Here is a 23528-nt window from a genome sequence, read left to right on the forward strand (position 1 = left end):
AGTATGTGAAGAAAATCGTAAAAATCCTGTGGAATTTAAGGGGGATTCAGTTCCTGAACTCACCGGTTCTGAATTGGTTGCAATCGATCTCTTTCCTGCATTTCCCGCTGCATCTTCTTGGATTTCCGCGGGTTTCTTCTGGCTTGCGATTCGCCCGAAGCCCGATTCGGCCCCGATATCGAAATTGGCTCCGCCGGCGGGTTTCGATTTGGCGGGTTTGGCCCTTCTTTGTTCAGGTAACCGGACCGGGATCCTTCGTGCGCCGAGCTTTGATCAGCGCGCCGAGGCTCACCTTGATCAGTGAGCCTCATCCCAGTTGTCGCCGACGCCGCTGTCGACCACCAGCGGAACGGCCAGCTCTGCCGCCGCGGCCATGCGCGCCGAGGCCTCGGCTTTTAGCGTGTCGACGAAATCGGCGTCGGCCTCGAACACCAGTTCGTCGTGCACCTGCAGGATCATCAGCGCGCGCCCCTGCTGCCCCGCCAGCCACGCGTCGACGGCGATCATCGCGCGCTTGATGATGTCGGCGGCGGTGCCCTGCATCGGCGCGTTGATCGCCGCGCGTTCGGCGCCGGCGCGCTGGCCCTGCGTGCCCTTGTTGATGTACTCCAGGTACAGGCGGCGGCCGAACACCGTCTCGACGTAGCCATGCTCGCGCGCCTGCTGGCGCGTGCGTTCCATGAAGTCGCGCACGCCGGGATAGCGGCTGAAGTACAGCGCGATGTAGTCCTGCGCCTCGCCGCGGCCGATGCCCAGCTGCCGGGCCAGGCCGAACGCGCTCATGCCGTACATCAGGCCGAAGTTGATCGCCTTGGCGGCGCGGCGTTCGTTCGGCGTGACTTCTTCGAGCTTGCGCCCGAACACTTCGGCCGCGGTCGCCTTGTGGATGTCGGCGCCCGAGGCGAACGCGCGCAACAGGCCTTCGTCCCGCGACAGGTGAGCCATGATCCGCAGCTCGATCTGCGAATAGTCGCAGGCCAGCAGCTTGCGCCCCGGCGGCGCGACGAAGGCCTTGCGGATGCGGCGGCCGTCGTCGGTGCGGATCGGGATGTTCTGCAGGTTCGGGTCGCTCGAGGCGAGCCGCCCGGTCGCCGCGCCGGCCTGGTGGTAGCTGGTATGCACGCGGCCGGTAGCCGGATTGACCATGTCCGGCAGCTTGTCGGTGTAGGTGCTGCGCAATTTCGCCAGGCCGCGGTATTCGAGGATGATCCGCGGAAGTTCGTGCTGGTCGGCGATCGCTTCCAGCGCTTCCTCGTTGGTCGAGGGCTGGCCGGTCGGCGTCTTCACCAGCGCCGGCAGCTTCAGTTCGTCGAACAACAGCGCGCCGAGCTGCTTCGGCGAATCCAGGTTGAAGCTGCGCCCGGCCAGTTCGGTCGCCTTCTGCTGCGCGGCGAGCATGCGCTTGGACAGGTCGGCGGACTGCCGGCGCAACTCGTCCGCATCGATCTTCACCCCGTTCGCCTCGATCCGCTCCAGCACCGGCACCAGCGGCATCTCGATATCCCGGTACACGGCTTCCAGCGACGGGATCGCCGCGAGCTTCGGCGCCTGCACGCGATGCAGGCGCAGGGTGATGTCGGCGTCCTCGGCGGCGTAGCGGGTGGCGTCGTCGATGGCGACATGCGAGAACGGGATCTGCTTGCTGCCCTTGCCGGCGACGTCCTCGTACTTGATCGTGTCGTAGCCGAGCCAACGCCGGGCCAGGCTGTCCATGTCGTGGCGCGCATTGCCGGAATTCAGCACGAAGCTCTCCAGCATCGTGTCGTCGGCGTAGCCGGCGACTTCGAGGCCGTGGCGGCGCAGCACGTGCAGGTCGTACTTGCCATGCTGGCCGAGTTTCCTCCTGGCCGGATCGGCGAACAGCGGCGCCAGTTTTTCCAGGGTCGCCTTGCGGTCGAGCTGGGCCGGTGCGCCGGGATATTCGTGGCCCAGCGGCAGGTAGGCGGCCTTGCCCGGTTCGATGCAGAAGCTGAGGCCGACCAGGTTGGCCTGCATCGGGTCGAGGCTGTCGGTCTCGGTATCGAAGGCGAACTCGTCGGCCTGCCGCAACGCCGCGATCCAGCGGTCGAGCTGCGCGTCGGTCAGGATGGTTTCGTATTCGCCCGCCGCGGACAGCGCGGCGTCCGGCGGGGCTTCTTCCGTGGCCGCAGGCGCGGAAACCCGGCCGGTGCCGCGCGCCTTGCCGGGCTCCTTCTCGGGAATCGCCGCCGTTGCTGCGGCGCCGTCGAGTTCCTTCAGCGCCTGGTTGAAGCCGTAGCGCTTGTACAGCACGCGCAAGTCGTCGACGTGGCGTTCGCGCAGCGCCAGCGAATCGGGACCGCCCTCCAGCGCGACGTCGGTCTTGATCGTGACCAGCTCGCGGTTCAGCGGCAGGCGCGGCAGCGCGGCGCGCAGGTTGTCGCCGATCTTGCCCTTGATGTCGGCCGCGTGCGCGATGACCGCGTCCAGCGTGCCGTATTCGCCCAGCCACTTGGCCGCGGTCTTCGGCCCGCATTTCTCCACGCCGGGCACGTTGTCCACCGCGTCGCCCATCAGCGCCAGGTAGTCGACGATCTGCGCCGGCTTCACCCCGAACTTCTCCAGCACCGATTCGTCCGAATCGAGCCGGCTGCCGCTCATCGTGTTGACCAGCTCGATGCCGGGCCGCACCAGCTGGGCGAAATCCTTGTCGCTGGTGGAAATGGTCACCGCGATGCCCTGCGCCGCGCCCTGTACCGCCAGCGTGCCGATCACGTCATCGGCTTCGACGCCCTCGACGCGCAGGATCGGCATGCCCAGGGCCTGCACGATCTCGCACATCGGCTGCACCTGCAGGCGCAGGTCGTCCGGCATCGCGGCACGGTTGGCCTTGTATTGCGGATACAGCTCGTCGCGGAAGGTCTTGCCGGGGGCGTCGACCACGAAAGCCACGTAGTCCGGCTTTTCCTTCAGGGTCGCGCGCAGCATGTTGACCACGCCGAACAGCGCGCCGGTCGGCTCGCCGTCCGCATTGCTCAGCGGCGGCAGGGCGTGGAAGGCGCGATAGAGATAACTGGAACCGTCGATCAGCACGAGTCTGGGCATGGCCGGATTCTACGCTGCGGCCGGCTCACCCGTTGCGAACGCAGCGGGCGCATAATCGCCGTCGTCGATTCCGCCGAGCGTCCGCCATGAAGCTTCCCGCCCTCGCCTTGCTGCTCTGCCTTGCCGGTTGCGCCACGACCGCCGGCGCGGAGCTGACCGACGCCGACCTGGCCAACGCCGATGTCGCCGTGCGCACCGAGACCAACGGCGACCTGATCCAGGAATTCCGCATCGCCGGCCAGCTGCGGGCGATCCGGGTCACCCCGGTGCGCGGCCCCGCCTACACGGTGTACGACCGCGATGGCGACGGCCACATGGACAAGAGCAAGGACAACATGGACGTGTCGCCGGTTTACTGGAAGCTGTTCGGCTGGTGAGGCCTCACGCGGTGATGACGCCGCGTTTCCAGCGACTTAACCGGTCGCTTCCGAAAATGGCTTCCCGCCCCTGCGGAGGACGCCATGCCTTTTGCCCGCATCAGTGAACTTCCCGGCCCGGTCCGGGAACACCTGCCCAAACACGCGCAGGAAATCTACAAGGAAGCCTTCAACAGCGCCTGGGAGCAATACGACCGGCCGGAGGAACGGCGCGGCCACGCCAGCCGCGAGGAAACAGCGCACAGGGTGGCGTGGGCCGCAGTGAAAGACCAGTACCAAAAGGGCGACGACGGCGACTGGCACTCGAAGCAGGCCCGCCACTAGCGGCGCGACGCTTCAGCGGACCACCAGCACCGGCACGCTGCTGAAAGTCAGCACCTGGATGGTCTGGCTGCCCAGCAGCACCCGGCTAACGCCGCGGCGCCCGTGCGAGGTCATCACGATCAGGTCGCTGCCGCAGTCGCTCGCCGCCTGCAGGATGCCGTCGGCCGCATAGCGTTCGGGAATGTGGTGCGTGGTGGCAGCGACGCCAGCCGCATCGGCGGCCTGCAGCGCCGGCGCGAGCACCGCCTGCGCCTGCGCCTCGCGCTCCTTGCGGTGTTCGGGACTCGCTTCGTAGCCCAGGGTCCAGCCCATCGCGTCGTACACGCCCAGGGCCCACGGCTCGCTGACGGTGACGATGTCGACCGCCGCGCCCAGTTGGGCCGCCAGCTGCAGGCCCTGCCGCAATCCGCGTTCGGCCAGTTCGGAACCGTCGATGGCGATCAGGATGCGCTTGTACATGCTCTGCTCCCGGCAGCGCCGCGGAAATCGCGGCATCGCTATTTCACGCCCGCGAGGACGCCGGCGCCTTGACCGGGATCAAACAACGGGCGAGCGCGTCGGATACGTCAGGCGGGAGACAGGTTGGCGTAGGCGAGGACCAGCCATTTGCTGCCTTCCGCATCGAATTGCACCTGCACGCGCGCATGCGCGCCGCTGCCTTCGTAGTCGGTGACCACGCCGCTGCCGAACTTCGGATGCACCACGTTCGCACCGAGCTTGATCGGCGGTGCTTCGACGGGCGCATGGCCGAAGGTGCGCGGCGGCGGCGGGGCATACGCCCGCGACACCTGCACGCGCGGACGCACTTCGTTGAGCAGGTGCGACGGGATTTCGCGGAGGAAGCGCGATGGCAAGCCGTACATGTCCTGCCCATGCAGGCGCCGGGTTTCGGCATAGCTGAGCATCAGGCGCTGGCGCGCGCGGGTGATGCCCACGTAGGCGAGGCGGCGTTCTTCTTCCAACCGCCCGCTTTCGTCCAGCGAACGGTTGCTGGGAAACAGGCCTTCCTCCATGCCGACCAGGAACACCAGCGGGAATTCCAATCCCTTGGCCGTGTGCAGGGTCATCAGCTGCACGCCGTCCTCGTCGGCCTGGGCCTGGCCTTCGCCCGCTTCCAGCGCGGCATACGAGAGGAACGCGACCAGTTCGCTCATGTCGCCGGCTTCCTCGGCGTCGGGATCGCCCTCCGTGCGGACGAAGCGCGAAGCCACCGACAGCAGTTCGTCGAGGTTCTCCGTCCGCGATTCCGAATCCAGACGGCCCTTGCTGTCGTTGGCATAGAACTCGCGCAGGCCGGAACGCGCCAGCACGTGGTCGATCTTGTCCTTCAGGTCGAGCTCGGCGACCTCGCCGGTCAATGCATCGATCAGGGCGAGGAAGCCGGCCAGCGCGTTGCGTGCGCGTGCGGCCAGTTCGTTTTCGCTCGCGAGCGAACGCGCCGCCTGCCACAACGACCACGACTGCGCACGGGCGCGCCTGCGCACTTCGTCCAGCGTGCGTTCGCCGATGCCGCGCGCGGGCGTGTTCACCGCGCGCTCGAAGGCCGCGTCGTCGGCCCGATTGGCGATCAGCCGCAGGTAGGCCAGGGTGTCCTTGATTTCCGCGCGCTCGAAGAAGCGCATGCCACCGTAGACGCGGTAGGGCACCTGTTCGGCCAGCAGCGATTCTTCCAGCGCGCGCGATTGCGCGTTGCTGCGGTAGAGCACCGCCGCATCGCGATAGCTGCCGCCATCGCGCACCCATTGGCGGATGCGCTCGACCACGTAGCGCGCTTCGTCGATCTCGTTGTAGGCCGCGTATACATCGATGGCCTCGCCGTCGCCGGTGTCGGTCCACAATTCCTTGCCGATGCGGCCGGGGTTGCGCGCGATCACCGCGTTGGCGGCGCCGAGGATGTTGGCGCTGGAGCGGTAGTTCTGCTCCAGGCGGATGGTCTGCGCATCGGGAAAATCGCGCAGGAACTGCTGCATGTTCTCGACCTTGGCCCCGCGCCAGCCGTAGATGCTCTGGTCGTCGTCGCCGACCACGAACACGTGGCCCGTATCGCCGGCCAGCACGCGCACGAAGGCGTACTGGATGCTGTTGGTGTCCTGGAACTCGTCGACCAGGATTTCGCGGAAGCGATGGCGGTAGTGCGCCAGCAGCGCCGGGTTGTCGCGCAGCAGTTCGTGCGCGCGCAGCAGCAGCTCGGCGAAATCGACCAGCCCGGCGCGATCGCAACGCTCCTGGTACAGCGCGTAGCTGCGCTGCATCACCCCGCCCCACTCGTCGCGCGGATCGGGCTGCAGGTGCTGCGGGCGGCGGCCTTCGTCCTTCTGCGAATTGATCCACCAGGCGATCTGCCGGGGCGGAAAGCGGGCCTCGTCCAGTTCCAGTTGCTGGACGACGCGCTTGACCAGGCGCAGCTGGTCGTCGCTGTCCAGGACCTGGAAGCCCTCCGGCAACCTGGCGTCGTTCCAGTGCAGGCGCAGCAGGCGGTGGGCCAGGCCATGGAAAGTGCCGACCCACAGCCCGCGCGAGCCGTTGCGCAACTGCGCATCGACGCGCTGGCGCATTTCGCCGGCGGCCTTGTTGGTGAAGGTGACGGCGAAGATGCCGTGCACCGGTACGCCATGGACTTCGTTGAGCCAGGCGATGCGATGGGTCAACACGCGGGTCTTGCCGGAACCGGCGCCGGCGAGGACGAGGGTGTGGCCGGGAGGTGCGGAAACGGCTTCGCGCTGGGCCGGGTTCAGCCCGTCGAGCAGGTGGGAGACATCCATGCGCGCATTTTACGCGGCGCGGCGTTCAGCGCGGGCGATAGAACTGCAACACGTTGCCACCGGGGTCTCGCAGGTGGAATTCGCGCGTGCCCCACGGCGTATCGCCCGGTTTCGCCCATGGGCCGCTCCAGGCACCAGGCTCGAGCGCTGCGGCGAATTCCGCGTGCAGCGCATCCACGTCCTCGACCAGGCGGGCCGGTCGACGCCAACGGCCCATTGCCCGGCATTGGTCCATTGCAGGTGCAATTCGACGCGGTCTCGGCGCAGTGCAGCGTAGGCCGGCGCGGCGGAATCGTCGACGAACACGCATGCGAAGCCGAGCGCTCGATAGAAATCCATCGAGGCCACCACGTCGCGGCTGGCCAACACCGGATGCAACGCTTCGATCCTGCCCATGGCGTCCTCCGCGATCGCGCTCAATGCGCCGGCTTCGCCTTTGCGCTGCCACCCTGCATGATCCGGTCGGTCCAGGCGATGCCGATGGCCGACAGGATGAACACGCAGTGGATGATGGTCTGCCACAGCACGCCCTGCGGGGTCAGGCTGGAACACGTCGCCTTGGCGCCTTCTACCGTCGCGGCCAGCGCCTCGGGCGTGCAGAAAGGCAGGCCGCCCAGCGAACCGGCGGCGATGAAGGTTTTCAGCAGGTGGATCGAGGAGATGCCGATAATCGCCATCGCCAGCTTCACCTTCAGCACGCTGGCGTTGACGTGGCTCAGCCATTCGGGCTGGTCCGGGTGGTTCTCCAGGCGCAGGCGCGATACGAAGGTCTCGTAGCCGCCGACGATCACCATCATCAACAGGTTGCTGATCATCACCACGTCGATCAGGCCCAGCACGATCAGCATGATGTCCTGTTCGCCGAGACGCGGGGTCTCGTGGATCAGGTGCCACAGTTCCTTGCCGAACAGGAACACATACACGCCCTGGGCCACGATCAGGCCGAGGTACAGCGGCAATTGCAGCCAGCGCGAGCTGAAGATCAGGGCGGGCAACGGGCCCAGGCGTTCCTGTCGCGGATCTGTCATCTGGAAAGCACGTCTCAAGCGGGGGACTGCAGGTTAACGGCGGCGGCGCAGGCTGCCAAGCGCACGCGGCGCATTCATGCGGGCGCGGGGCCGGTCGAACGACGCAATTGCAGGGTGTACGGCACGTCGACGATGACGCCGCTGCCGGGGCTACGGATTTCCTTCAGCAATTCCAGTCCGGCGAGGCGGCCCATGTCGCGGGTCGGCTGGCGTACCGTGGTCAGCGATGGATACACCTGGCGCGCGATCGGCACGTCGTCGAAACCGCATACCGAAACGTCCTGCGGCACCGACAGGCCGCGTTCGCAAATCGCGCAGATCGCGCCGGCGGCCATGTCGTCGTTGGCGGCGAAGATCGCGGTCGGCGGCGATTTCTGGTCTAGCAGGCGATTGGCGGCGGTGTAGCCGGATTCGTAGGAGAACTGGCCTTCGACCACCAGTGTCGGGTCGTAGCGCAGGCCGGCCCGCTTCAGGCCGTCGCGATAGCCGGCCAGGCGCCAGCCGCTCGCGCCGTGCGCGGCATGGCCCTTGATGTGGCCGATGCGCTTGTGCCCGAGCAAGGCGAGGTGGGCGATCATCGCGCAGACCGCGTGGTGCTCGTCGACGACCACGCCGATGCGGCGGTTGGCTTCCTTGGCGGAAATGCTGGCGTAGGGTACGTCCAGTTCGCGCAGCCGCTTCAGCAACGCGGTGTCGTCGGTGATCGGCGGGGTCAGCACCACGCCGTCGAGCTGCGATTGCGCGACCAGCGATTCGACCTTGGCGACGATGTCGCCCGCGTCGTAGACCAGTGGCGCCAGCATCAGGTTGTAATGCTGCGACTGGCAGGCGTCGAGCAGGCCGAGCTCCACTTCCATCAGGTAGTTGCTCGACGGGTTGTCGAACAGCATCGCGACCAGGTACGACCGCCGCCCGGCCAGCGCGCGCGCGGAATGGTGCGGCTTGTAGTGCAGGCGGTTGACCGCCGCCTCGACGCGCAGGCGCGTGGCTTCGGAGACGTTCGGCTCGTTGTTAAGCACGCGCGAAACGGTCTTCATCGACACGCCTGCCGCTTCCGCAACATCCTCGATCCGCGCCCGCATCGGTTTCGACCCGTCCTTGCCCTGCCCGATTCTGCCAGATGCCAGTCGCCGCGGCAGCACGGCCAAGACGCAGCGTTGCAATGCCGATGCGCGGCGTCCACCGGCGGCGGCCTAGACTGCACGTCCCCAAAATGGATGCGCGCCATGATCGACCTTTACTACTGGCCCACGCCCAACGGCCACAAGATCTCCCTGTTCCTCGAGGAAGCGGGGCTGGACTACGCGATCAAGCCGGTCGACATCGGCAAGGGCGACCAGTTCAAGCCGGAGTACCTCGCCTTCTCGCCGAACAACAAGATGCCGGCGATCATCGACCATGCGCCGAACGACGGCGGCGCGCCGATCAGCGTGTTCGAATCCGGCGCGATCCTGCTGTACCTCGCCAACAAGACCGGCCGCTTCCTCGGGTTCGCCGAAGGCGCGGACGCCGCCACCCAGTTGCGCCAGCGCATCGTGGTCAACGAATGGCTGTTCTGGCAGATGGGCGGGCTGGGCCCGATGACCGGGCAATACGGCCATTTCCACGTCTACGCGCCGGAACAGATTCCGTACGCGAAGGACCGCTACCGCAACGAAGCCCTGCGCCTGCTCGGCGTGCTGGACCGGCGGCTGGAAGGACGCCAATTCATCGCCGGCGACGAATACAGCATCGCCGACATGGCCAGCTACCCGTGGATCAACCCGTACACGAAAGTCCCGCTGGACCTGGCGCCGTTCGCCAATGTCCGCCGCTGGCAGGCCACGATCGCCGCACGCCCGGCCACGCAGCGCGCGTACGCGGTGGCGAAGCAGGTCAATCCGGATGCGGGCAAGCCGATGAGCGAGGAAGAGAAGAAGATCCTGTTCGGGCAGCGCTGAGCAGCAAGCTTTTGCTTCTGCAGTTACGCCTTTGAGTCCCGTCCGCAGCGGCGGAGCCGGTGGGTAAACCCCGCAGGGGCGGCGCACAGGGATGTGCGCCGTTTCCGGAGCTGCAGGAGGCAGCTTCCGAAAATTCCCCCCGGCTCCGCGGACCTTTCGCGCGCAGCGCGAGGGCGCGAGGAAGGGTGTGTTTGACCAGACATTCGTCTGTTGAAAGGCACTTCTTTGGTTACTTGACCAGCCCTCCGGGCTGTTGAAAAGCGCCTCTTTGCACAAGCAAAGAAAGTGACTCGCGCGTCAGCGCGAAACCGCTTTTCAACAGCCGAATGGCTGGTCAATGCTTTTACCGGCAACAGCAACGTCCATGGATTCCCGCCTACGCGGGGTTTTCAACCGACGCATGTCGGGTCATGACGAGCAAAAAGCAGCCGAGCATGCTCGGCTCTACAAAACGGCACTCGATGCGACGTCGCAACGGAGATCAAGCCGGCTCCGGACTCACCTCCATCCCAACCCTTCCTCCTCGAGGGGGAAGGGCTTTGAGGGCTTATTCTGCCGGCTTCAACTCGAACTGCGCCGGCGGCTGCGCGCCCAGCAGGTTCTTCACGAAGTAGTCCCAGCGACGGCGCATCACGTAGTAACCGTCCTTGCCGTAGCCATGGCGCGCGTGCGGCAGCAGCAGCAGGTCGAAATCCTTGTTCGCCTTCATCAGCGCGTCGACCACCAGCAGCGTGCTCTGCGGCGGCACGTTGTCGTCCATCATGCCGTGGATCAGGAACAGCTTGCCCTTCAGGTTTTTCGCCGCCGCGGCGTTGTCCTGCCCGGTGTAGTTGCTGGTGCCGTCGTCCTTCTTCTGCAGCAGCCCGTGGTAGCGCTCGGCCCAGTCGTCCTCGTAGGTCAGGTTGTCGTGGTTGCCGGATTCGGAAATGCCGACCTTGAAGAAATCCGGGTAGTTGAACATCGCCGTGGCGGTGGCATTGCCGCCGCCGGAATGGCCCCAGATGCCCAGGCGCGAAATATCGAACCACGGGTAACGCGCCGCCAGCTGCTTCAGTCCAGCGACCTGGTCCGGCAGGGTGTTGTCGACCATGTTGCCGTACCAGGCGTCCTGGAACGACTTGCTGCGCAACGGCGTGCCCATGCCGTCGATGGCGACGACGATGAAGCCCAGCTCGGCCAGCGCCTGGTGGTCGGCGCGCGACGGCGCGAAGCCGCGACGCCCCACCGAGCCGACCTGCGGACCGGGATAGATGTACAGCACCACCGGGTATTTCTTCGACGCGTCGAAGTTCGACGGCTTGAACATCAGCCCGTACAGATCGGTCTTGCCGTCGCGGGCCTTGACCTTGATGTCCTCCGGCGCGACCCAGCCGGCGGCCTTCAGCCGCGCGATGTCGGCGCGGGCGAGTTCGGCGAGCTGCTTGCCGTCCGCATCGCGCAGCACGGTGACCGGCGGCACGCTGGTGGACGAATACGAATCGACGAAATGCTTGCCGTCTTCGGCAACGGTGACGGTGTGGTTGCCGCTTTCCGGCGTCAGCGCCTGCACCTCGCCGCCGTCGAGGCCGACCTTGTAGAAATGGACGAAGTACGGATCTTCGCCCTGTTCGCGACCGACGCCGCGGAACCACAAGGTACGCGTGGCGGCGTCGATGTACGCGATGTCGGTGACGTTCCAGTCGCCAGAGGTGATCTGGCGCTTCAGCTTGCCGCTGGCGAGGTCGTGCAGGTACAGGTGGCCCCAGTCGGATTTCTGGCTGAACCAGATGAACTCGTTGCTTTCCGGCAGGTAGCGCCAGTTGACCGAAGCCAGCGCGGGCGCGCTCTGGTACTGGGTGGCGACGGTTTCCTTGTACACGTCGCGCACCGCGCCGGTGGTGGCATCGGCGACGCGCAGTTGCGCCGACTTGTGGCCGCGATCGGTGCTGACGAAGGCCAGGGTCTTGCCGTCCTTCGCCCACTGCACGTCTTCCCAGCCGTTGTCGCAGACGATGTCGTCGCTGCAGGTGGAACGGTGCTGGTCCGGCGGCATCTGCAGGCGCACGAGCTGCGGCTTGTCGCCGGACAGGTCGATGACCACGCGCTCGATCATGGTCACGTCGGGATCGCCGGCGAACGGATACTTCCACTGCTCGACCTTAGGCGCACCGACGTTGGTGCCGACCAGGGTCATGCTGCGGGTCTTGCGCTGGTCCTGCTGGAAGGTGGCGATCTTCTTCGAATCCGGCGACCACACGACGACGGCGTTGTCGGTGTGCTTCCAGCCGGCGTTGTCGGTGGCGTAGCCGTAATCCGGCTTGCCGTCGGTGGTGAGCTGGGTCTCCTTGCCGCTGGCGACATCGCGCAGCCACAGGTTCCAGTCGCGGATGAAGGCCTCGGACTCGCCGTCGGGCGAAGCCGCGCCGGGTTCGCTGCCCGGCTTGCCCGCCTTCTTCTCCTGCGCGACGCACTTCTGGCCGTCGCAGCGGTAGTCGCTGCCGCGCGCGGTGACCGTGAGGCTGCCGTCGTCGTTGCGCTTGAGCTTGGCCACCGGCAGCTTGGCGACATCGACCGGCTTGCCTTTCGGATCGGCCTTGTGGATCGCGGCGGCCAGCGACTCGGCGTCGAACGCCGGCACGGCCTTGCCGGCAGCGAGGTCGAAGCGCAGGTAGTGATCGCCCTTGGCGTCGTGCACCACATAGGCGACGGCGTCGTCGCCGAGCCACTCGATGCCGCGCACCGCGCCATCGACCAGCGGGGCGGTGCGATCGCCGAGCATCTTCGCCGCGCGTTCGTAGTCCGCCACGCCCACCTGCGCCATGGCCGATCCCGCCACGCCAGCCATCAGCGCCGCCCCCAGCCAGATTCGCTTCGCATCGCCCTGCCTCATCGTCCCGTTCCCAGCACGCGCCGCGTGGGCGCAACCGGATGATGCTAGCGCGAGCCGGGGGGTGCGACCCCTGCCGGAAGTTGGCTGTGCTTCCCTTCTCCCACCGGGAGAAGGTGCCCGAAGGGCGGATGAGGGCGGAAGACTCGCTTGCCACGCAGCCAGCCTCGCGCCTGATGGCTCCCTCCCTCATCCGGCGCTACGCGCCACCTTCTCCCGGGGGGAGAAGGAGAAGCCCTCAATGCCCGGCGTGGCCCAGGCCTTTGACGAACGGGTCCAGCTCCATGTCGCCGAGGTCGGCCTGGTCGATTTCCAGCAGTTCGTCGGCCGGGCTGAACGCCGTCGCATCGACCTGCCGCAGCCCCTGCAGGCGGATCGCGTCGCCGTCGCAGCGCTTCGCCTTCGGCCGGCCGACGCAGTAGCGCGCCGGCAGCGCGGCGGCATCCAGCCAGTCCAGCTCGACCGGCCGGCCCTGCGCGTCGTGGCCGCGGTAGCGGGTCTGCGCCTGGTCGAAACCACGGCCGCCCCCAGCGGCCTGCAACTGCGCGCGCAGCGCCGGATCGATCAGATCGCCCAGCAGCGCCCAGTCGGGTTCCTTGTCCAGCGTACGCAGGTCGCCCGGCGAGAACACCACCTTGCGCCGCTGCTGCGGGTACAGCTCGCTCAGTTCGATGCCATCGGCGACCTTGCGCCAGACCCGTGCCGGTTCCCCGGCGATGCGGTACTCGATGCGATCGTCGCCGCGCAGCAACACCAGTTCGCGTTCGCCGACGGCGTCGCGGATGCGATAGCGGCCTTCCCATGCCGCCTCGCCGGCCCATCCGTGGCCGGCGAGGAACAACAGCATCAACAACGACGCACGCACCATCACTTGCGCTTCGCGCCGAGGCCGGCGCGCAAATCGTCTTCCATCAACGGCGGCGCCACCTTGCCGCCATTGCCGAACAGCGAGTCGTAGAACACCGCCAGGCGGTTCTGCGCCTGCGCCATCGCGTGGAAGATCACGTTCTGCTCGACCACGCCCTGGAAGGCGTTCGCGCCGGGGCCGCGGGCGTAGATGCCGACGTCCTCGGCGGCGTGGGTTTCCGAATCCAGCGGTACCGCGGCTTCCTGCAGGTAGTTCACGTCGCCGGTGTCGACCGCGGTCAGGTCCGGGCGCGCGAACGGGCCGCGGTAGCCGGGGCCGTTGATGTAGCCCAGGGTGGTGTACGGCTTGCCGTTGGCGTCCAGCGCCAGCTTGCCGTCGGTGACCACCTTGCCGAGGATGTCGTTGCCGCGGTCCGGATAGCCGGCGACGGTGAAGGTGTGGCTGTGGTCGGCGGTGACGATGATCAGGGTGTCGTCGGCCGAGGTCTTCTGGTTGGCCACGCGCACCGCGTCGGACATGGCGATGGCGTCGAGCAGCGCGCGCTTGGCGTTGCCGGCGTGGTGGGCATGGTCGATGCGTCCGCCTTCGACCATCAGGAAGAAGCCGTTGTTGCCGCCCTGCTTCTTCAGGATGTCGATGGACTTCGCGGTCATTTCCGCCAGGCTCGGTTCCTGGCCGGCGTCCTTGGCGCGGTCGGCTTCGTATTCCATGTGCGAACGCTCGAACAGGCCCAGCAGGTGCTGCGTGCTGTTCGGGTCGATCGCGTCGAACTGCGCCTTGTTCCACACGTAGGCCGAATTCGCCAGGTGGCTGGTCCATTCGTTCGGCAGGTTGCGGCCGTCCTTGCGACGGCCCTTGGCGCCGGCGTCTTCCGGATCGTTGACCGTGTTGGGCAGGAAGTAGCTGCGGCCGCCGCCCAGCGCGACTTCCAGGCCATTGCCGTACGGGAACTCGATCAGCTGGCGGGCGATGTCCTTGCAGCCCTTGGCGGCGTTGTCCGCGCCCAGCTCCGCATCGCTTTCCCAGTCGCGGTTCGGCGTGTGCGCATAGGTCGCGGCCGGCGTGGCATGGGTGATGCGCGCGGTGCTGACGATGCCGGTGGCCAGGCCCAGCGCTTCGGCGACTTCGAGGATGGTGGACACGCCCTGGCCGTTGGCCGAGGCGCAATCGTTGTACGTGGCCTTCTGGGTGACGCTGAGCACGCCCTGGTTGGTCTTGATGCCGGTGACCATCGCGGTCATGGTCGGCGCCGAATCCGGGGTCTGGCCGTTGGCCGAATAGGTCTTGGACAGGCTGACGTAAGGGAAGCGTTCCCAGCTGAGCAGGTTCTCTTCGCCGCTATGGCCCTTGAGCTGGCCTTCGAGGATGCGCGCGGCCGCGACGGTGGAAATGCCCATGCCGTCGCCGACGAACAGGATGACGTTCTTGGCCTTCTTCTGGTTCGGGCGCAGGTTGGCGCCGGCCTTCGCGGCGCGGGCACCGTCGATGAACCATTTCTCGGCGCTTTCGCCGCTGGCGGCGGCGACCGGCGCGATGCGCTTGGCCGCGGTCTTGCCCTGGATGTGGACGGACTGGCCGGCCAGCGCGGGCGCGGCGATCAGGACGGTGAGGATGGCGCTGCCGAGGGTGGTGTGCGCGCGGCGCATGGACGTCTCCGGGGGTGGTCGGGGACGCGCAGGGTGCGCGGCGCGCATTGCATGCCGATGACGGACAGGTAACGGTTCGGCGGCGCGATGTATACGTCGCGTGAAACCGCGATCAGGCCGGGACCAGGATCTCGTAATGCTGCGAACGCGCGTCGAAACGCGACAGCAGCTCGCGGGCACGCGGCGGCACCACGCTGGCCTCATGGTCGGCGCCGGCGAAGGCACGCACGGCTTCGAGGTTCTCGAAACGCATGAGGGTGACGAACTCGACCTCGCCGTCGACAGGCCGGCGCAATAACTGGATGTCGATGAAGCCTTCGATGCGGCGCGCACGGATACCGGCGAAGATCTCCTCGCGCAGCAGGCGTTCGTAAGCGTCCGCGTTCTGCGGCGTGGTCCAGCCGTGCCAGATGCGGGAGATCATGCAGGGACGGTCATGGCGCCGGCGGCACCCAAATCGCCACGCCCGCCGCCTTCTTCTGCTGGGTCGGAATACCAACGCTCAGCCCACCGCCGGTATGGCGGCCGAAACTGCCCGCCCCAACCGACATGCCGACCGGCGACTGCCCGGACGCGCCGACGCCGACCAGGACCACGCCGTTCGCGCCCAGCTTCGCGGCTTCGGCCTTCAGCCGCGCCACCGCCGCGTCGGTCTGGCCCTGGGTGCCGAAACCGACCGCGCTGGTCGCTTCCAGCTGGGCGATTTCCACCGAACCCGGCGGCGGCGTCGAATAGACCTGCACCTGCGACGGGTCGATGGCCGGCCGCGCCTGGCCCAGCATCACCTTCGACGCGCTCGCGCATCCGGCCAGGGCGGCCACGGCGAACAACGCAGCGACGAGACGGAATTTCATGGCGATCTCCCAGGGTACGGCCCGATTTCATGGCGATGTTCCGCCGCGACGACTGAATCCTCGCACACCCGCGCCGGCGAGGCGCCGAGGGACCGCGCGTTATCATGCGCGCTTGGATCACCGACCGTTCCCCCGATGAGCGCTTCCCCCGACCTGCCGGCCGCATGGCCGCGCCTGGCGGTCGACCTGGCCGATCCGGCCACGCTGGCCGCGCAACTGGCGCGGCCGGACACGCTGGCCGTGTTCGGCTTCGGCGTATCTACGCACGAAGTCCCCGTCGACCCGCGCTGGTTGCGCGTGCCGCTGCAACCGCTGGACGCGCCGCGGCTGGAGGTCTGGCGTGCCGCCGGACCCGTCGCACACGGCTTCGACGACGGTATCGCCCATGCCGACGACGGCGGGCTGCAGTTCGGCGCGATGGAACTGGTCGAAGACGATGGCGGCATCCTCGCGGCCAGCGAGCGCGCCTACGCGCGGCTGGAGGCGTTTCGCCGGCGCAGCGGATTCCCGCACCTGTTGCGCGTGTGGAATTACCTGGACGCCATCACCGAAGGCGACGGCGACGGCGAGCGCTACCGCCAGTTCTGCATCGGCCGCGTGCGCGGACTCGGTGCGGTGGACACCGCAACGCTGCCCGCGGCGACCGCCATCGGCACGAAACCGGGCGCGAACGACGGACGCCGCGTGCTGCAAGTCTATTGGTTGGCCGCGCGCCAGGCCGGCACGCCGCTGGAAAACCCGCGCCAGACCAGCGCATGGCGCTACCCGCGCGAATACGGCCCGCAATCGCCCAGCTTTGCCCGCGCGATGCTGCCGCCGGCGCCGGCGCCTTTGCCCCTGCTGCTGTCGGGCACCGCCAGCATCGTCGGCCACGCCTCGCGCCACGTCGAATCGCTGGCCGCGCAGCTCGACGAAACCCTGGCCAACCTGCACAGCCTGCTCGGCGCCGCGCGCGCGCAGCGCCCGGCGCTGGCCGCGCAGTTCGACGCAAGCTCGCGATTGAAGGTGTACGTGCGCGACGCCGAAGACGCCGACGCCGTCGCCCGCCTGCTCGACCTGCGCCTCGGCGCCGAGGTGCCGCGCGTGCTGTTGCAGGCCGACGTGTGCCGGCGCGAGCTGCGCGTCGAAATCGAAGGCATGCACGGGCTGTAGGAGCGCCCCTGGGCGCGACCAGAGACCCTGTCGCGCCCAGGAGCGCTTCTACGAAAGCTTCGACAGGGCGTGCGATTGCGTGCGACACGCTCGCTTTCCGTATAGTGGTTTCCCATCAACCGGAGAACGACATGGGTCTGATCAGTCTGTTGTGGGGCATCGTCGCGATGATCTGGATGGTGCTGGCCCTGATCCCGCTGCTGGGCTGGGGCAACTGGTTCCTGATTCCGTTCGCCGCGGTCGGCGCGATCATCGCCGCCATCGGCGTGCTCTTCACCCGCAGCGAAAAGCGCGGCCGCGCCAAGACCGGCCTGGTGTTGAACGGCATCGTCATCGTGGTCGCCATCGTGCGCCTGGGCATCGGCGGCGGAGTGATCTGAGAATCCACGCAGAAAGAGCGGGATCTCCGGACATCTCCAGGGCCCCGCTTCGCCAAACAACCGTTGGCTTGATTGCTTCCCGGTCCGCTTGCAGGCCGCGGCTTGTCCGTGGCCGCCATTCCGGTTGTGTTGCACCGCCGTACTGACCCAGACTGCGTCCAGCGTTGGCGGCGCGGAAGGGGGCGGGCCGCTTGCGCTTCATTGGATCGTCTGCGGCTGCAGCACGGGCCGAGGGCGGTGTCTTTCATTCTTGAATCTGGAGGATCCTGCAATGAGATTGGCAAGACCAGCTAGTTTGTTGTCGGGCATGGCGCTGTCGCTTTGCCTGAGCGCACAGGCCGCCGAAACACCCGCCCCCCAAGCCAAGCACCCCGTATCGCAAGGACAGGCCAGCGCCGGCAACGACGTCAACGTCGGCATCGATCCGAAGACCAAGAAACTGCGTCCGCTGACCGCCGCGGAGAGCAAGGCCCTGGCCGCCAAGGCCAATGCGATGCAGAAGCGCGCGGATTCGCAATGGGACAAGGCGCCGAAGACCGCGGCCCAGGCGCGCGCGACCTTGCGTACTTACCCGGGCGGTGCCGCGTCGATGCGGGTGCCCACCGATGCCATGAGCTCGATGACCGTCAGCCGCAACGCCGATGGGAAGCTGAGCTTCTCCGAAAGCGATGCCCATCCGGCCGCGACCGCGCAGGAGGTGGGCGAATGAAAACCCCACTTCTCGTCGGCGCACTCGCCGCCGCTCTGTTCGCGGCATCTGCCCAGGCCGGCACCATCACCCCGGTCAACCTGGACCCGCCGAACCAGGGCTTGAACGACAACACGCCGCGCGCGCCCGAAGGCGGTAATCCCGGCACCACCGTGGGCGAACAGCGCCGCATCGTCTACCAGTTCGCTGCGGACCTGTGGGGCTCGGTGCTGAAGAGCAACGTCGAAACCCGCGTCGGCGCCAGCTTCCAGCCGCTGGCTTGCACCGCCACCGGCGCCACGCTCGGTTCGGCCGGTCCCTGGTGGATCTGGCGCTCGCCCGACTTCCCGGTCGCCAACGCGTGGTACCACCAAGCGCTGGCCAACTCGCTTGCCGGCGTCAACCTGATGGCGGGCGACCCGAGTTATGTCGCTCCCGACGACATCGAAATCAGCAGCCGTTTCAATGCCAACCTGGGCGGCACCAATCCGGACGGCACGCCTTGTCTCTCCGGCAGCGGTTGGTACTACGGTCTGGATGGCGTCACGCCGGCCGGCAAGATCAGCTTCCTGGACGTGGTGATGCACGAGATCGGCCACGGCCTGGGCTTCTCCGGCTTCGTCGGCTACGGCAGCGGCGTGCTCGGCGAACGCGTCGGCACGCCCGGCGTCAACGACGTCTACACCTTCAACGCCTACGACAACGTCAAGAACCTGCGCTTCACCGACGCCGGCATGGCCGACGCCGACCGCGCCGCCGCGATGCGCACGCCGGGACGCACCTCCTGGGATGGCGCCAGCGTGAAGGCCAGCGTGCCATCGGTCCTGACCATGCCGCTGATCCTGTTGCAGGCGACGGGCACGTTGAACGCCAACTACCAGTTCTACGGCACTGCGTCGTTCGGTCCGGCGGCCACCTCCGCCAATTTCGGTGGTGCGGTGGTGTTGGCGAACGATGGCGTCGGCGATACGGCCGATGCCTGCGAAGCCCTGCCCGCCGGCAGCCTCAGCGGCAAGGTCGCCTTCGTCAATCGTGGCACCTGTGGCTTCGAGTTCAAGACGGTCAATGCGCAGAACGCCGGCGCCACGGCGGTGATCATCGGCAACGTCGCCAGTTCGGGCTCGCCCGCGACCGCGCCGGGCATGGCCGACGACCCGACCCTGTCCGCCGGCATTCCCGCGCTGAGCCTCAACCTGACCGACGCCAATGCCTTCCGTGCCGCGTTGCCGGGCATCTCGGTCGTGCTCGGCACGGTGCCGGGGCGTGTGGCCGGTGCCGATGCGGGCGGACGTGCGCTGCTGTACACGCCCGCCACGGTAGCCGGCGGTTCGACGTTCTCGCACTTCGATACCAGCCTGACGCCGAATGCGTTGATGGAGCCGGCGATCAACGATTCGCTGGCGGCCAACGTCCTGGTCGATCTGACCGTGGACCTGTTCGCCGATGAAGGTTGGCGGATCGATGGCAAAAACGCCCGCATCAGCGGCTGCGATACCGGGGTGAAGCTGTACACCTCGGGCGGCCTGATCGCCGGCGCCAACGTGCAGGCGTGGAACCAGTTGTGCCACACCAACACGAGCGGCAAGAACGGCTATCAATCGTGCATGAGCGCTTACGTCGCCAATGCGCAGGCCGCGGGTTTGCTGCTCGACAACCAAGCCGACCGGGTCATGGCCTGCGTGACCAAGACGAAATCGAAGTAAACCGGCCGGTAGCTTGCGACCCGAAACCGGCGCCCTTGCGGCGCCGGTTTTTTCTTGTGCCGGGATACTGCTTTCCGTTCGCCGGATTCGTAACGGTAACGGGGAACGGAGGCGGGGCGTATCATTCGCTCCATCCAAGGAGTCGAAGATGACCTACCCCTACACCCGCCTGCGGCGCATGCGTCGCGACGATTTTTCCCGTCGGCTGATGCGCGAGCACGTGCCGACGGCGAACGACCTGATCTATCCGGTGTTCGTGCACGAGGAAAAGGGCCGCGCGCCGGTGCCGTCGATGCCGGGCGTGGAACGGTTGTCGATCGACGAGTTGCTGCGCGTCGGCGAACAGGCACTGGAGCTGGGCGTGCCGGTGCTGGACCTGTTCGGCGTGCCGGACCCGGCGGCGAAGACCGCCGACGGCGCCATCGCCTGGGACGAGGACGGCATCATTCCACGGGCGATCCGTGCGCTGAAATCTCGTTTTCCCGAACTGGGCGTGATGAGCGACCAGGCGCTGGATCCGTACACCACGCACGGGCAGGACGGGCTGATCGACGACAGCGGCTACATCCTCAACGACGACACCATCGAAACGCTGGTCAGGCAGTCCCTGGCGCACGCCGCCGCCGGCGTCGACATCGTTTCGCCCAGCGACATGATGGACGGGCGCATCGGCGCGATCCGCGAGGCGCTGGAATCTGCCGGTTTCGTCAACACCCGGATCATGTCGTACGCGGCCAAGTATGCCTCGGCGTTCTATGGCCCGTTCCGCAACGCGGTCGGCAGCGCCGGCAGCCTGGGCAAGGGCAACAAGTTCACCTACCAGATGGATCCGGCCAACTCGGACGAAGCGCTGCGCGAAGTCGCGCTGGACATCGACGAAGGCGCGGACATGGTGATGGTCAAGCCGGGACTGCCGTACCTGGACGTGATCCGCCGGGTCAAGGACGAATTCGGCGTACCGACCTTCGCCTACCAGGTCAGCGGCGAATACGCGATGCTGAAGGCCGCCGCGGCCAACGGCTGGCTGGACGAAAAGGCCTGCGCGATGGAGGCGCTGACCGCGTTCAAGCGGGCCGGCGCCGATGGCGTGCTGACCTACTTCGCGCTGGATGCGGCGCGCTGGATGAAGGAACAAGCGTAATCTTTCCCGTGGGAGCGACGTAAGTCGCAAAGCTTTTGCCTTACCGAACCCCGTTCGCGACTTACGTCGCTCCCGCGGGAAAGAAACCGAGGAGTTGCACATGATCCGCTACGCCGTCTTCGGCCACCCCATCGCCCACTCGCTGTCGCCGCGCATCCATACGGCTTTCGGCCACCAACTCGGAATCGACGTGCGCTATGCCGCCATCGACGCAGCGCCGGAAGCTTTCGTGGAAGCGTTGGAACGCTTCGCCGGCGACGGCGGCCGCGGCGCCAACGTGACGATGCCATTGAAGGAAGCCGCGTTCGCGCTCAGCGCGCAACTGACCGAGCGCGCCCGGCGCGCGGGCGCCGTGAACACGCTGACCCGCGTCGATGGCCGCTGGCATGGCGACACCACCGACGGCGCCGGTCTGGTCCGCGACCTGACCGCGCGCCACGGCCTGGACCTGCGCGGCCGCCGCGCCTTGCTGCTCGGCGCCGGTGGTGCTGCACGCGGCGTGGCCCCCGCCCTGCTCGATGCCGGCATCGCCGAACTGGTGGTCAGCAACCGCACGCCGGAACGCGCCGATGCGCTGGCCGACGCGTTGGGCGAGCCGAAGCGCGCGCATTCGCGCTACTGGGACGACCTGGGCAACCTCGGCGAATTCGAATTGATCGTCAACGCGACCTCGGCCGCGCGCGGCGGGCAGGGCGAGTTCAGCCTGCCGTTCTCGATCACCACCTCGCGCACGCTGGCGGTCGATCTGAACTACGGCGAGGCCGCGATTCCGTTCCTCGCCTGGGCGCGCGCGGCGAACTGCCGCGATGTGTTCGATGGCCTGGGCATGCTGGTCGAGCAGGCGGCGGAAAGCTTCGCGTTGTGGCATGGCACGCGTCCCGACACCGATCCGGTCTACGCTACGCTGCGCGGCCACAGCGCGGTGCTGGTGACGTCGGACTGAGCGCATGGATTCCGCCACGAGCCTGATCCAGGTGCTGACCATCTTCGGTTATGCCCTGCCGGAACTGCTGGGTTGCGGTATCGCCCTGGCCATGTTGTTGAGCGGCGCCCGGCGGGGACCCGGCCGGAAGCAAGGCGTGACCGGGCTGGCGCTGATGCTGGGCAGCGTGGTGATCAGCCTTCTGTTGAACCTGTGGCAGAACTGGTCCGTGCAGGCCCGCTTCGCCGCCGGCGACGGCACTGTCGAGATCGCCCACTTCTACGCCGCAATGGGCGCGGTCCGCATCCTTTTCAATCTGGTCTACATGGCCGGCCTGCTGTTGCTGGCATGGGGATTCTGCCGCGCCAGCAGGCACGCGGAACGCTGACAACCGACGATGGATCTCGAACGGGCCCGCCGCTTCGCCCTGTCGCTGCCGGAAGCCGCGGAAGCCCCGCACTTCAACTACACCTCGTTCCGCGTCGCCGGCAAGATCTTCGCCACCGCACCGCCCGAAGGCACGCACCTGCACGTGTTCGTCGACGAGGAACAGCGCGAAGCCGCGCTGGCCATCGAACCGGGTTTCCTCGAAAAGCTGCACTGGGGCAAGCAGGTGCTCGGGCTGCGCGTCACCTTGGCCAAAGCCAAGCCCAAGTTCGTCGAATCGCTGTTGCGCCAGGCGTGGGCGCGCAAGGCGCCGAAGCGACTGCTCTGACTCCTGCGCCATCCGTCGCGCTCGTCGACGCGCTGGCGCCTAGAGCGCTCGGTTCGTGGGGCGGTCGGCGCACAGCCCTGCGCGTTCGCACAGGAATGCGATGCGCGCCGCCTCGCTGTCCTCGCCGTCGTAGCGCAGCACCGTCCAGCGTTCGGCCGCCTGCATCGCTTCGCCCGGTGCCAACGTGCGCATCGGCGCATGCACTTCCATTTCCAGCAGGCCCGCGGCGATGTCGTCGCCATGGTCGAGGTACAGCTCTACCTGGCCTTGCTCGGGATGGATGCTTTCGACCGGTTCGTGGCGGAAGCGGATGATGAAGGCCTGGCCCTGGGCGAAGCCCGCCATCCATCCTGCGGACGGCTGCAACAGCAACTTGCCGCGACGCGCGGACTTGCCGGCGGGCACTGGTGATCCGGCCAGTTCGAATATCCCGTCGCGCACCTGCCACTGCGGTGGCGCCACGTCGACGCCGGACTGCATGCGCACGTCCTTAGCCGAAGCGACCGGCACGTAGACGCGCGTGGCGGACGAAACGCGGGTGTTGAACCACAGGTCGCGCGACAATGGTCGATCGCGGATATTGCGCGCGCTGGCGGCGACTTCCACCGTGGCCGGATCGGCTGCGTCGAAGGCGAAGGACTTGCGCAGGCGCACGCCGGTCACCGGACTGTCGATGCCTTCCAGCACCAACCGGCTTTCGTCCTGCTCGACCACGCGCGTGGTAGCGAAGGCGAGGTAGGGATCCGGCGGCCAGCCCGCCTTGGCATCGCGACGCGCGGGATTCGCCGACTGGTCGCTCCACCAGCCGCTTTGCGGGCCCAGCCATACATCGTGGCCGAGATAGGCGATGTCGTCAGCAGCCGCCGAAACTTGCGGCTCGGGCTGCGTCCGGACGGCATCGCCCACCTTGATCAGGTTGGGCCGACCGATGGCGCCGAAATGCAGCACGCGTCCGCCCAGCGCCGGCGTGACTTCCAGCACCGCGCCGGGGGAAACCAGCCGGATGCGCTGCACTTCCGCCGCACGGACGTCGCCACGCGGCAACGCCACGGCCAGCACGAGCAACGATCGGAAAACCGGAATCAGGCGCATGCGCCCA

The 23528-nt window shown here is 67.4% G+C and carries 23 protein-coding genes; 11 read left to right on the forward strand and 12 right to left on the reverse strand.

Going from position 1 to position 23528, the window contains the following annotated elements; translation table 11 throughout:
• Positions 1-297 precede the first annotated feature (297 nt).
• Positions 298-3063 carry a DNA polymerase I gene (gene polA / locus J5837_RS05005; RefSeq protein WP_210535607.1) on the reverse strand — a complete coding sequence of 922 codons (2766 nt, stop codon included), beginning with the start codon at positions 3061-3063 and terminating at the stop codon, positions 298-300.
• Positions 3064-3149: 86 nt separating this feature from the next.
• Between polA and J5837_RS05010 the strand changes: the two genes are divergently transcribed.
• Both J5837_RS05010 and chaB read left to right on the forward strand, forming a co-directional pair.
• On the forward strand, positions 3150-3440 hold the full coding sequence (locus J5837_RS05010) for a DUF2782 domain-containing protein (RefSeq protein WP_210535608.1): 291 nt from the start codon (positions 3150-3152) through the stop codon (positions 3438-3440).
• Between the two features lie 84 nt (positions 3441-3524).
• Positions 3525-3764: a putative cation transport regulator ChaB gene (gene chaB, locus J5837_RS05015; protein ID WP_210535609.1), complete on the forward strand. Its 240-nt coding sequence runs from the start codon at positions 3525-3527 to the stop codon at positions 3762-3764.
• A gap of 12 nt (positions 3765-3776) precedes the next feature.
• Here the strand turns inward: chaB and J5837_RS05020 are convergent, their stop codons facing one another.
• The 5 genes from J5837_RS05020 to J5837_RS05040 all read right to left on the reverse strand — a co-directional run bounded on the left by J5837_RS05020 (position 3777) and on the right by J5837_RS05040 (position 8636).
• Positions 3777-4223 carry a universal stress protein gene (locus J5837_RS05020; RefSeq protein ID WP_210535610.1) on the reverse strand — a complete coding sequence of 149 codons (447 nt, stop codon included), beginning with the start codon at positions 4221-4223 and terminating at the stop codon, positions 3777-3779.
• Positions 4224-4330: 107 nt separating this feature from the next.
• A complete protein-coding gene (uvrD, locus tag J5837_RS05025) occupies positions 4331-6526 on the reverse strand; it encodes a DNA helicase II (RefSeq protein ID WP_210535611.1) in 2196 nt (731 codons plus the stop codon).
• 25 nt (positions 6527-6551) lie between these two features.
• Positions 6552-6743, reverse strand: coding sequence for a VOC family protein (locus J5837_RS05030; protein WP_210535612.1), 192 nt, complete (start codon positions 6741-6743; stop codon positions 6552-6554).
• Positions 6744-6942: 199 nt separating this feature from the next.
• The gene (locus J5837_RS05035; RefSeq protein ID WP_210535613.1) at positions 6943-7554 is read right to left on the reverse strand and encodes a TIGR00645 family protein; all 612 of its coding nucleotides are present in this window, start codon (positions 7552-7554) and stop codon (positions 6943-6945) included.
• A gap of 74 nt (positions 7555-7628) precedes the next feature.
• Complete coding sequence (locus J5837_RS05040) at positions 7629-8636, reverse strand: LacI family DNA-binding transcriptional regulator (protein ID WP_210535614.1); 1008 nt, start codon at positions 8634-8636, stop codon at positions 7629-7631.
• Between the two features lie 144 nt (positions 8637-8780).
• On the opposite strand from J5837_RS05040, the gene J5837_RS05045 reads away from it, so the two are divergent.
• Positions 8781-9494 (forward strand): glutathione binding-like protein, encoded by a 714-nt coding sequence (locus tag J5837_RS05045; RefSeq protein WP_210535615.1) that lies wholly within the window; start codon positions 8781-8783, stop codon positions 9492-9494.
• 547 nt (positions 9495-10041) lie between these two features.
• On the opposite strand, the gene J5837_RS05050 is transcribed toward J5837_RS05045, so the two are convergent.
• From J5837_RS05050 to J5837_RS05070, 5 genes are all read right to left on the reverse strand, one after another.
• Positions 10042-12363 (reverse strand): S9 family peptidase, encoded by a 2322-nt coding sequence (locus tag J5837_RS05050; protein WP_210535616.1) that lies wholly within the window; start codon positions 12361-12363, stop codon positions 10042-10044.
• Positions 12364-12598: 235 nt separating this feature from the next.
• A complete protein-coding gene (locus J5837_RS05055; RefSeq protein WP_210535617.1) occupies positions 12599-13228 on the reverse strand; it encodes a hypothetical protein in 630 nt (209 codons plus the stop codon).
• A complete protein-coding gene (locus tag J5837_RS05060) occupies positions 13228-14874 on the reverse strand; it encodes an alkaline phosphatase family protein (protein ID WP_210535618.1) in 1647 nt (548 codons plus the stop codon). The genes J5837_RS05055 and J5837_RS05060 overlap by 1 nt, the downstream gene beginning before the upstream one ends.
• A 112-nt stretch (positions 14875-14986) precedes the next feature.
• Complete coding sequence (locus tag J5837_RS05065) at positions 14987-15298, reverse strand: antibiotic biosynthesis monooxygenase family protein (RefSeq protein ID WP_210535619.1); 312 nt, start codon at positions 15296-15298, stop codon at positions 14987-14989.
• A 10-nt stretch (positions 15299-15308) separates the two neighbouring features.
• Entirely contained in the window at positions 15309-15728 is a 420-nt protein-coding gene (locus J5837_RS05070) for a hypothetical protein (RefSeq protein ID WP_244755630.1), read from the reverse strand.
• Positions 15729-15863: 135 nt separating this feature from the next.
• On the opposite strand from J5837_RS05070, the gene J5837_RS05075 reads away from it, so the two are divergent.
• The 8 genes from J5837_RS05075 (at position 15864) to J5837_RS05110 (ending at position 22429) form a co-directional block, all read left to right on the forward strand.
• Entirely contained in the window at positions 15864-16880 is a 1017-nt protein-coding gene (locus tag J5837_RS05075; protein WP_342345504.1) for a chorismate transformation FkbO/Hyg5 family protein, read from the forward strand.
• A 131-nt stretch (positions 16881-17011) separates the two neighbouring features.
• Positions 17012-17260 (forward strand): hypothetical protein, encoded by a 249-nt coding sequence (locus J5837_RS05080; protein WP_210535620.1) that lies wholly within the window; start codon positions 17012-17014, stop codon positions 17258-17260.
• 307 nt (positions 17261-17567) lie between these two features.
• Entirely contained in the window at positions 17568-17969 is a 402-nt protein-coding gene (locus J5837_RS05085; RefSeq protein WP_210535621.1) for a post-PEP-CTERM-1 domain-containing protein, read from the forward strand.
• Positions 17966-19651: a PA domain-containing protein gene (locus J5837_RS05090; RefSeq protein WP_210535622.1), complete on the forward strand. Its 1686-nt coding sequence runs from the start codon at positions 17966-17968 to the stop codon at positions 19649-19651. The genes J5837_RS05085 and J5837_RS05090 overlap by 4 nt, the downstream gene beginning before the upstream one ends.
• A 148-nt stretch (positions 19652-19799) precedes the next feature.
• Entirely contained in the window at positions 19800-20792 is a 993-nt protein-coding gene (gene hemB, locus J5837_RS05095; protein WP_210535623.1) for a porphobilinogen synthase, read from the forward strand.
• A gap of 94 nt (positions 20793-20886) precedes the next feature.
• Positions 20887-21735 (forward strand): shikimate dehydrogenase, encoded by an 849-nt coding sequence (gene aroE / locus J5837_RS05100; RefSeq protein ID WP_210535624.1) that lies wholly within the window; start codon positions 20887-20889, stop codon positions 21733-21735.
• Between the two features lie 4 nt (positions 21736-21739).
• On the forward strand, positions 21740-22102 hold the full coding sequence (locus J5837_RS05105) for a hypothetical protein (protein WP_210535625.1): 363 nt from the start codon (positions 21740-21742) through the stop codon (positions 22100-22102).
• A gap of 9 nt (positions 22103-22111) precedes the next feature.
• On the forward strand, positions 22112-22429 hold the full coding sequence (locus J5837_RS05110) for an MmcQ/YjbR family DNA-binding protein (RefSeq protein ID WP_210535626.1): 318 nt from the start codon (positions 22112-22114) through the stop codon (positions 22427-22429).
• Positions 22430-22468: 39 nt separating this feature from the next.
• On the opposite strand, the gene J5837_RS05115 is transcribed toward J5837_RS05110, so the two are convergent.
• Positions 22469-23521 carry a DUF4380 domain-containing protein gene (locus J5837_RS05115; protein ID WP_210535627.1) on the reverse strand — a complete coding sequence of 351 codons (1053 nt, stop codon included), beginning with the start codon at positions 23519-23521 and terminating at the stop codon, positions 22469-22471.
• Positions 23522-23528 lie beyond the last annotated feature (7 nt).

The organism is Pseudoxanthomonas helianthi (genome assembly GCF_017939625.1).
Lineage (GTDB): Bacteria > Pseudomonadota > Gammaproteobacteria > Xanthomonadales > Xanthomonadaceae > Pseudoxanthomonas_A > Pseudoxanthomonas_A helianthi.

Excerpts from the sequence above, each read along its gene's own strand:
- polA (WP_210535607.1), bottom strand. The coding sequence starts at position 3,063 with ATGCCCAGACTCGTGCTGATCGACGGTTCCAGTTATCTCTATCGCGCC.
- J5837_RS05010 (WP_210535608.1), top strand. The coding sequence starts at position 3,150 with ATGAAGCTTCCCGCCCTCGCCTTGCTGCTCTGCCTTGCCGGTTGCGCC.
- chaB (WP_210535609.1), top strand. The coding sequence starts at position 3,525 with ATGCCTTTTGCCCGCATCAGTGAACTTCCCGGCCCGGTCCGGGAACAC.
- J5837_RS05020 (WP_210535610.1), bottom strand. The coding sequence starts at position 4,223 with ATGTACAAGCGCATCCTGATCGCCATCGACGGTTCCGAACTGGCCGAA.
- uvrD (WP_210535611.1), bottom strand. The coding sequence starts at position 6,526 with ATGGATGTCTCCCACCTGCTCGACGGGCTGAACCCGGCCCAGCGCGAA.
- J5837_RS05030 (WP_210535612.1), bottom strand. The coding sequence starts at position 6,743 with ATGGGCCGTTGGCGTCGACCGGCCCGCCTGGTCGAGGACGTGGATGCG.
- J5837_RS05035 (WP_210535613.1), bottom strand. The coding sequence starts at position 7,554 with ATGACAGATCCGCGACAGGAACGCCTGGGCCCGTTGCCCGCCCTGATC.
- J5837_RS05040 (WP_210535614.1), bottom strand. The coding sequence starts at position 8,636 with ATGCGGGCGCGGATCGAGGATGTTGCGGAAGCGGCAGGCGTGTCGATG.
- J5837_RS05045 (WP_210535615.1), top strand. The coding sequence starts at position 8,781 with ATGATCGACCTTTACTACTGGCCCACGCCCAACGGCCACAAGATCTCC.
- J5837_RS05050 (WP_210535616.1), bottom strand. The coding sequence starts at position 12,363 with ATGAGGCAGGGCGATGCGAAGCGAATCTGGCTGGGGGCGGCGCTGATG.
- J5837_RS05055 (WP_210535617.1), bottom strand. The coding sequence starts at position 13,228 with ATGGTGCGTGCGTCGTTGTTGATGCTGTTGTTCCTCGCCGGCCACGGA.
- J5837_RS05060 (WP_210535618.1), bottom strand. The coding sequence starts at position 14,874 with ATGCGCCGCGCGCACACCACCCTCGGCAGCGCCATCCTCACCGTCCTG.
- J5837_RS05065 (WP_210535619.1), bottom strand. The coding sequence starts at position 15,298 with ATGATCTCCCGCATCTGGCACGGCTGGACCACGCCGCAGAACGCGGAC.
- J5837_RS05070 (WP_244755630.1), bottom strand. The coding sequence starts at position 15,728 with ATGAAATTCCGTCTCGTCGCTGCGTTGTTCGCCGTGGCCGCCCTGGCC.
- J5837_RS05075 (WP_342345504.1), top strand. The coding sequence starts at position 15,864 with ATGAGCGCTTCCCCCGACCTGCCGGCCGCATGGCCGCGCCTGGCGGTC.
- J5837_RS05080 (WP_210535620.1), top strand. The coding sequence starts at position 17,012 with ATGGGTCTGATCAGTCTGTTGTGGGGCATCGTCGCGATGATCTGGATG.
- J5837_RS05085 (WP_210535621.1), top strand. The coding sequence starts at position 17,568 with ATGGCGCTGTCGCTTTGCCTGAGCGCACAGGCCGCCGAAACACCCGCC.
- J5837_RS05090 (WP_210535622.1), top strand. The coding sequence starts at position 17,966 with ATGAAAACCCCACTTCTCGTCGGCGCACTCGCCGCCGCTCTGTTCGCG.
- hemB (WP_210535623.1), top strand. The coding sequence starts at position 19,800 with ATGACCTACCCCTACACCCGCCTGCGGCGCATGCGTCGCGACGATTTT.
- J5837_RS05105 (WP_210535625.1), top strand. The coding sequence starts at position 21,740 with ATGGATTCCGCCACGAGCCTGATCCAGGTGCTGACCATCTTCGGTTAT.
- J5837_RS05110 (WP_210535626.1), top strand. The coding sequence starts at position 22,112 with ATGGATCTCGAACGGGCCCGCCGCTTCGCCCTGTCGCTGCCGGAAGCC.
- J5837_RS05115 (WP_210535627.1), bottom strand. The coding sequence starts at position 23,521 with ATGCGCCTGATTCCGGTTTTCCGATCGTTGCTCGTGCTGGCCGTGGCG.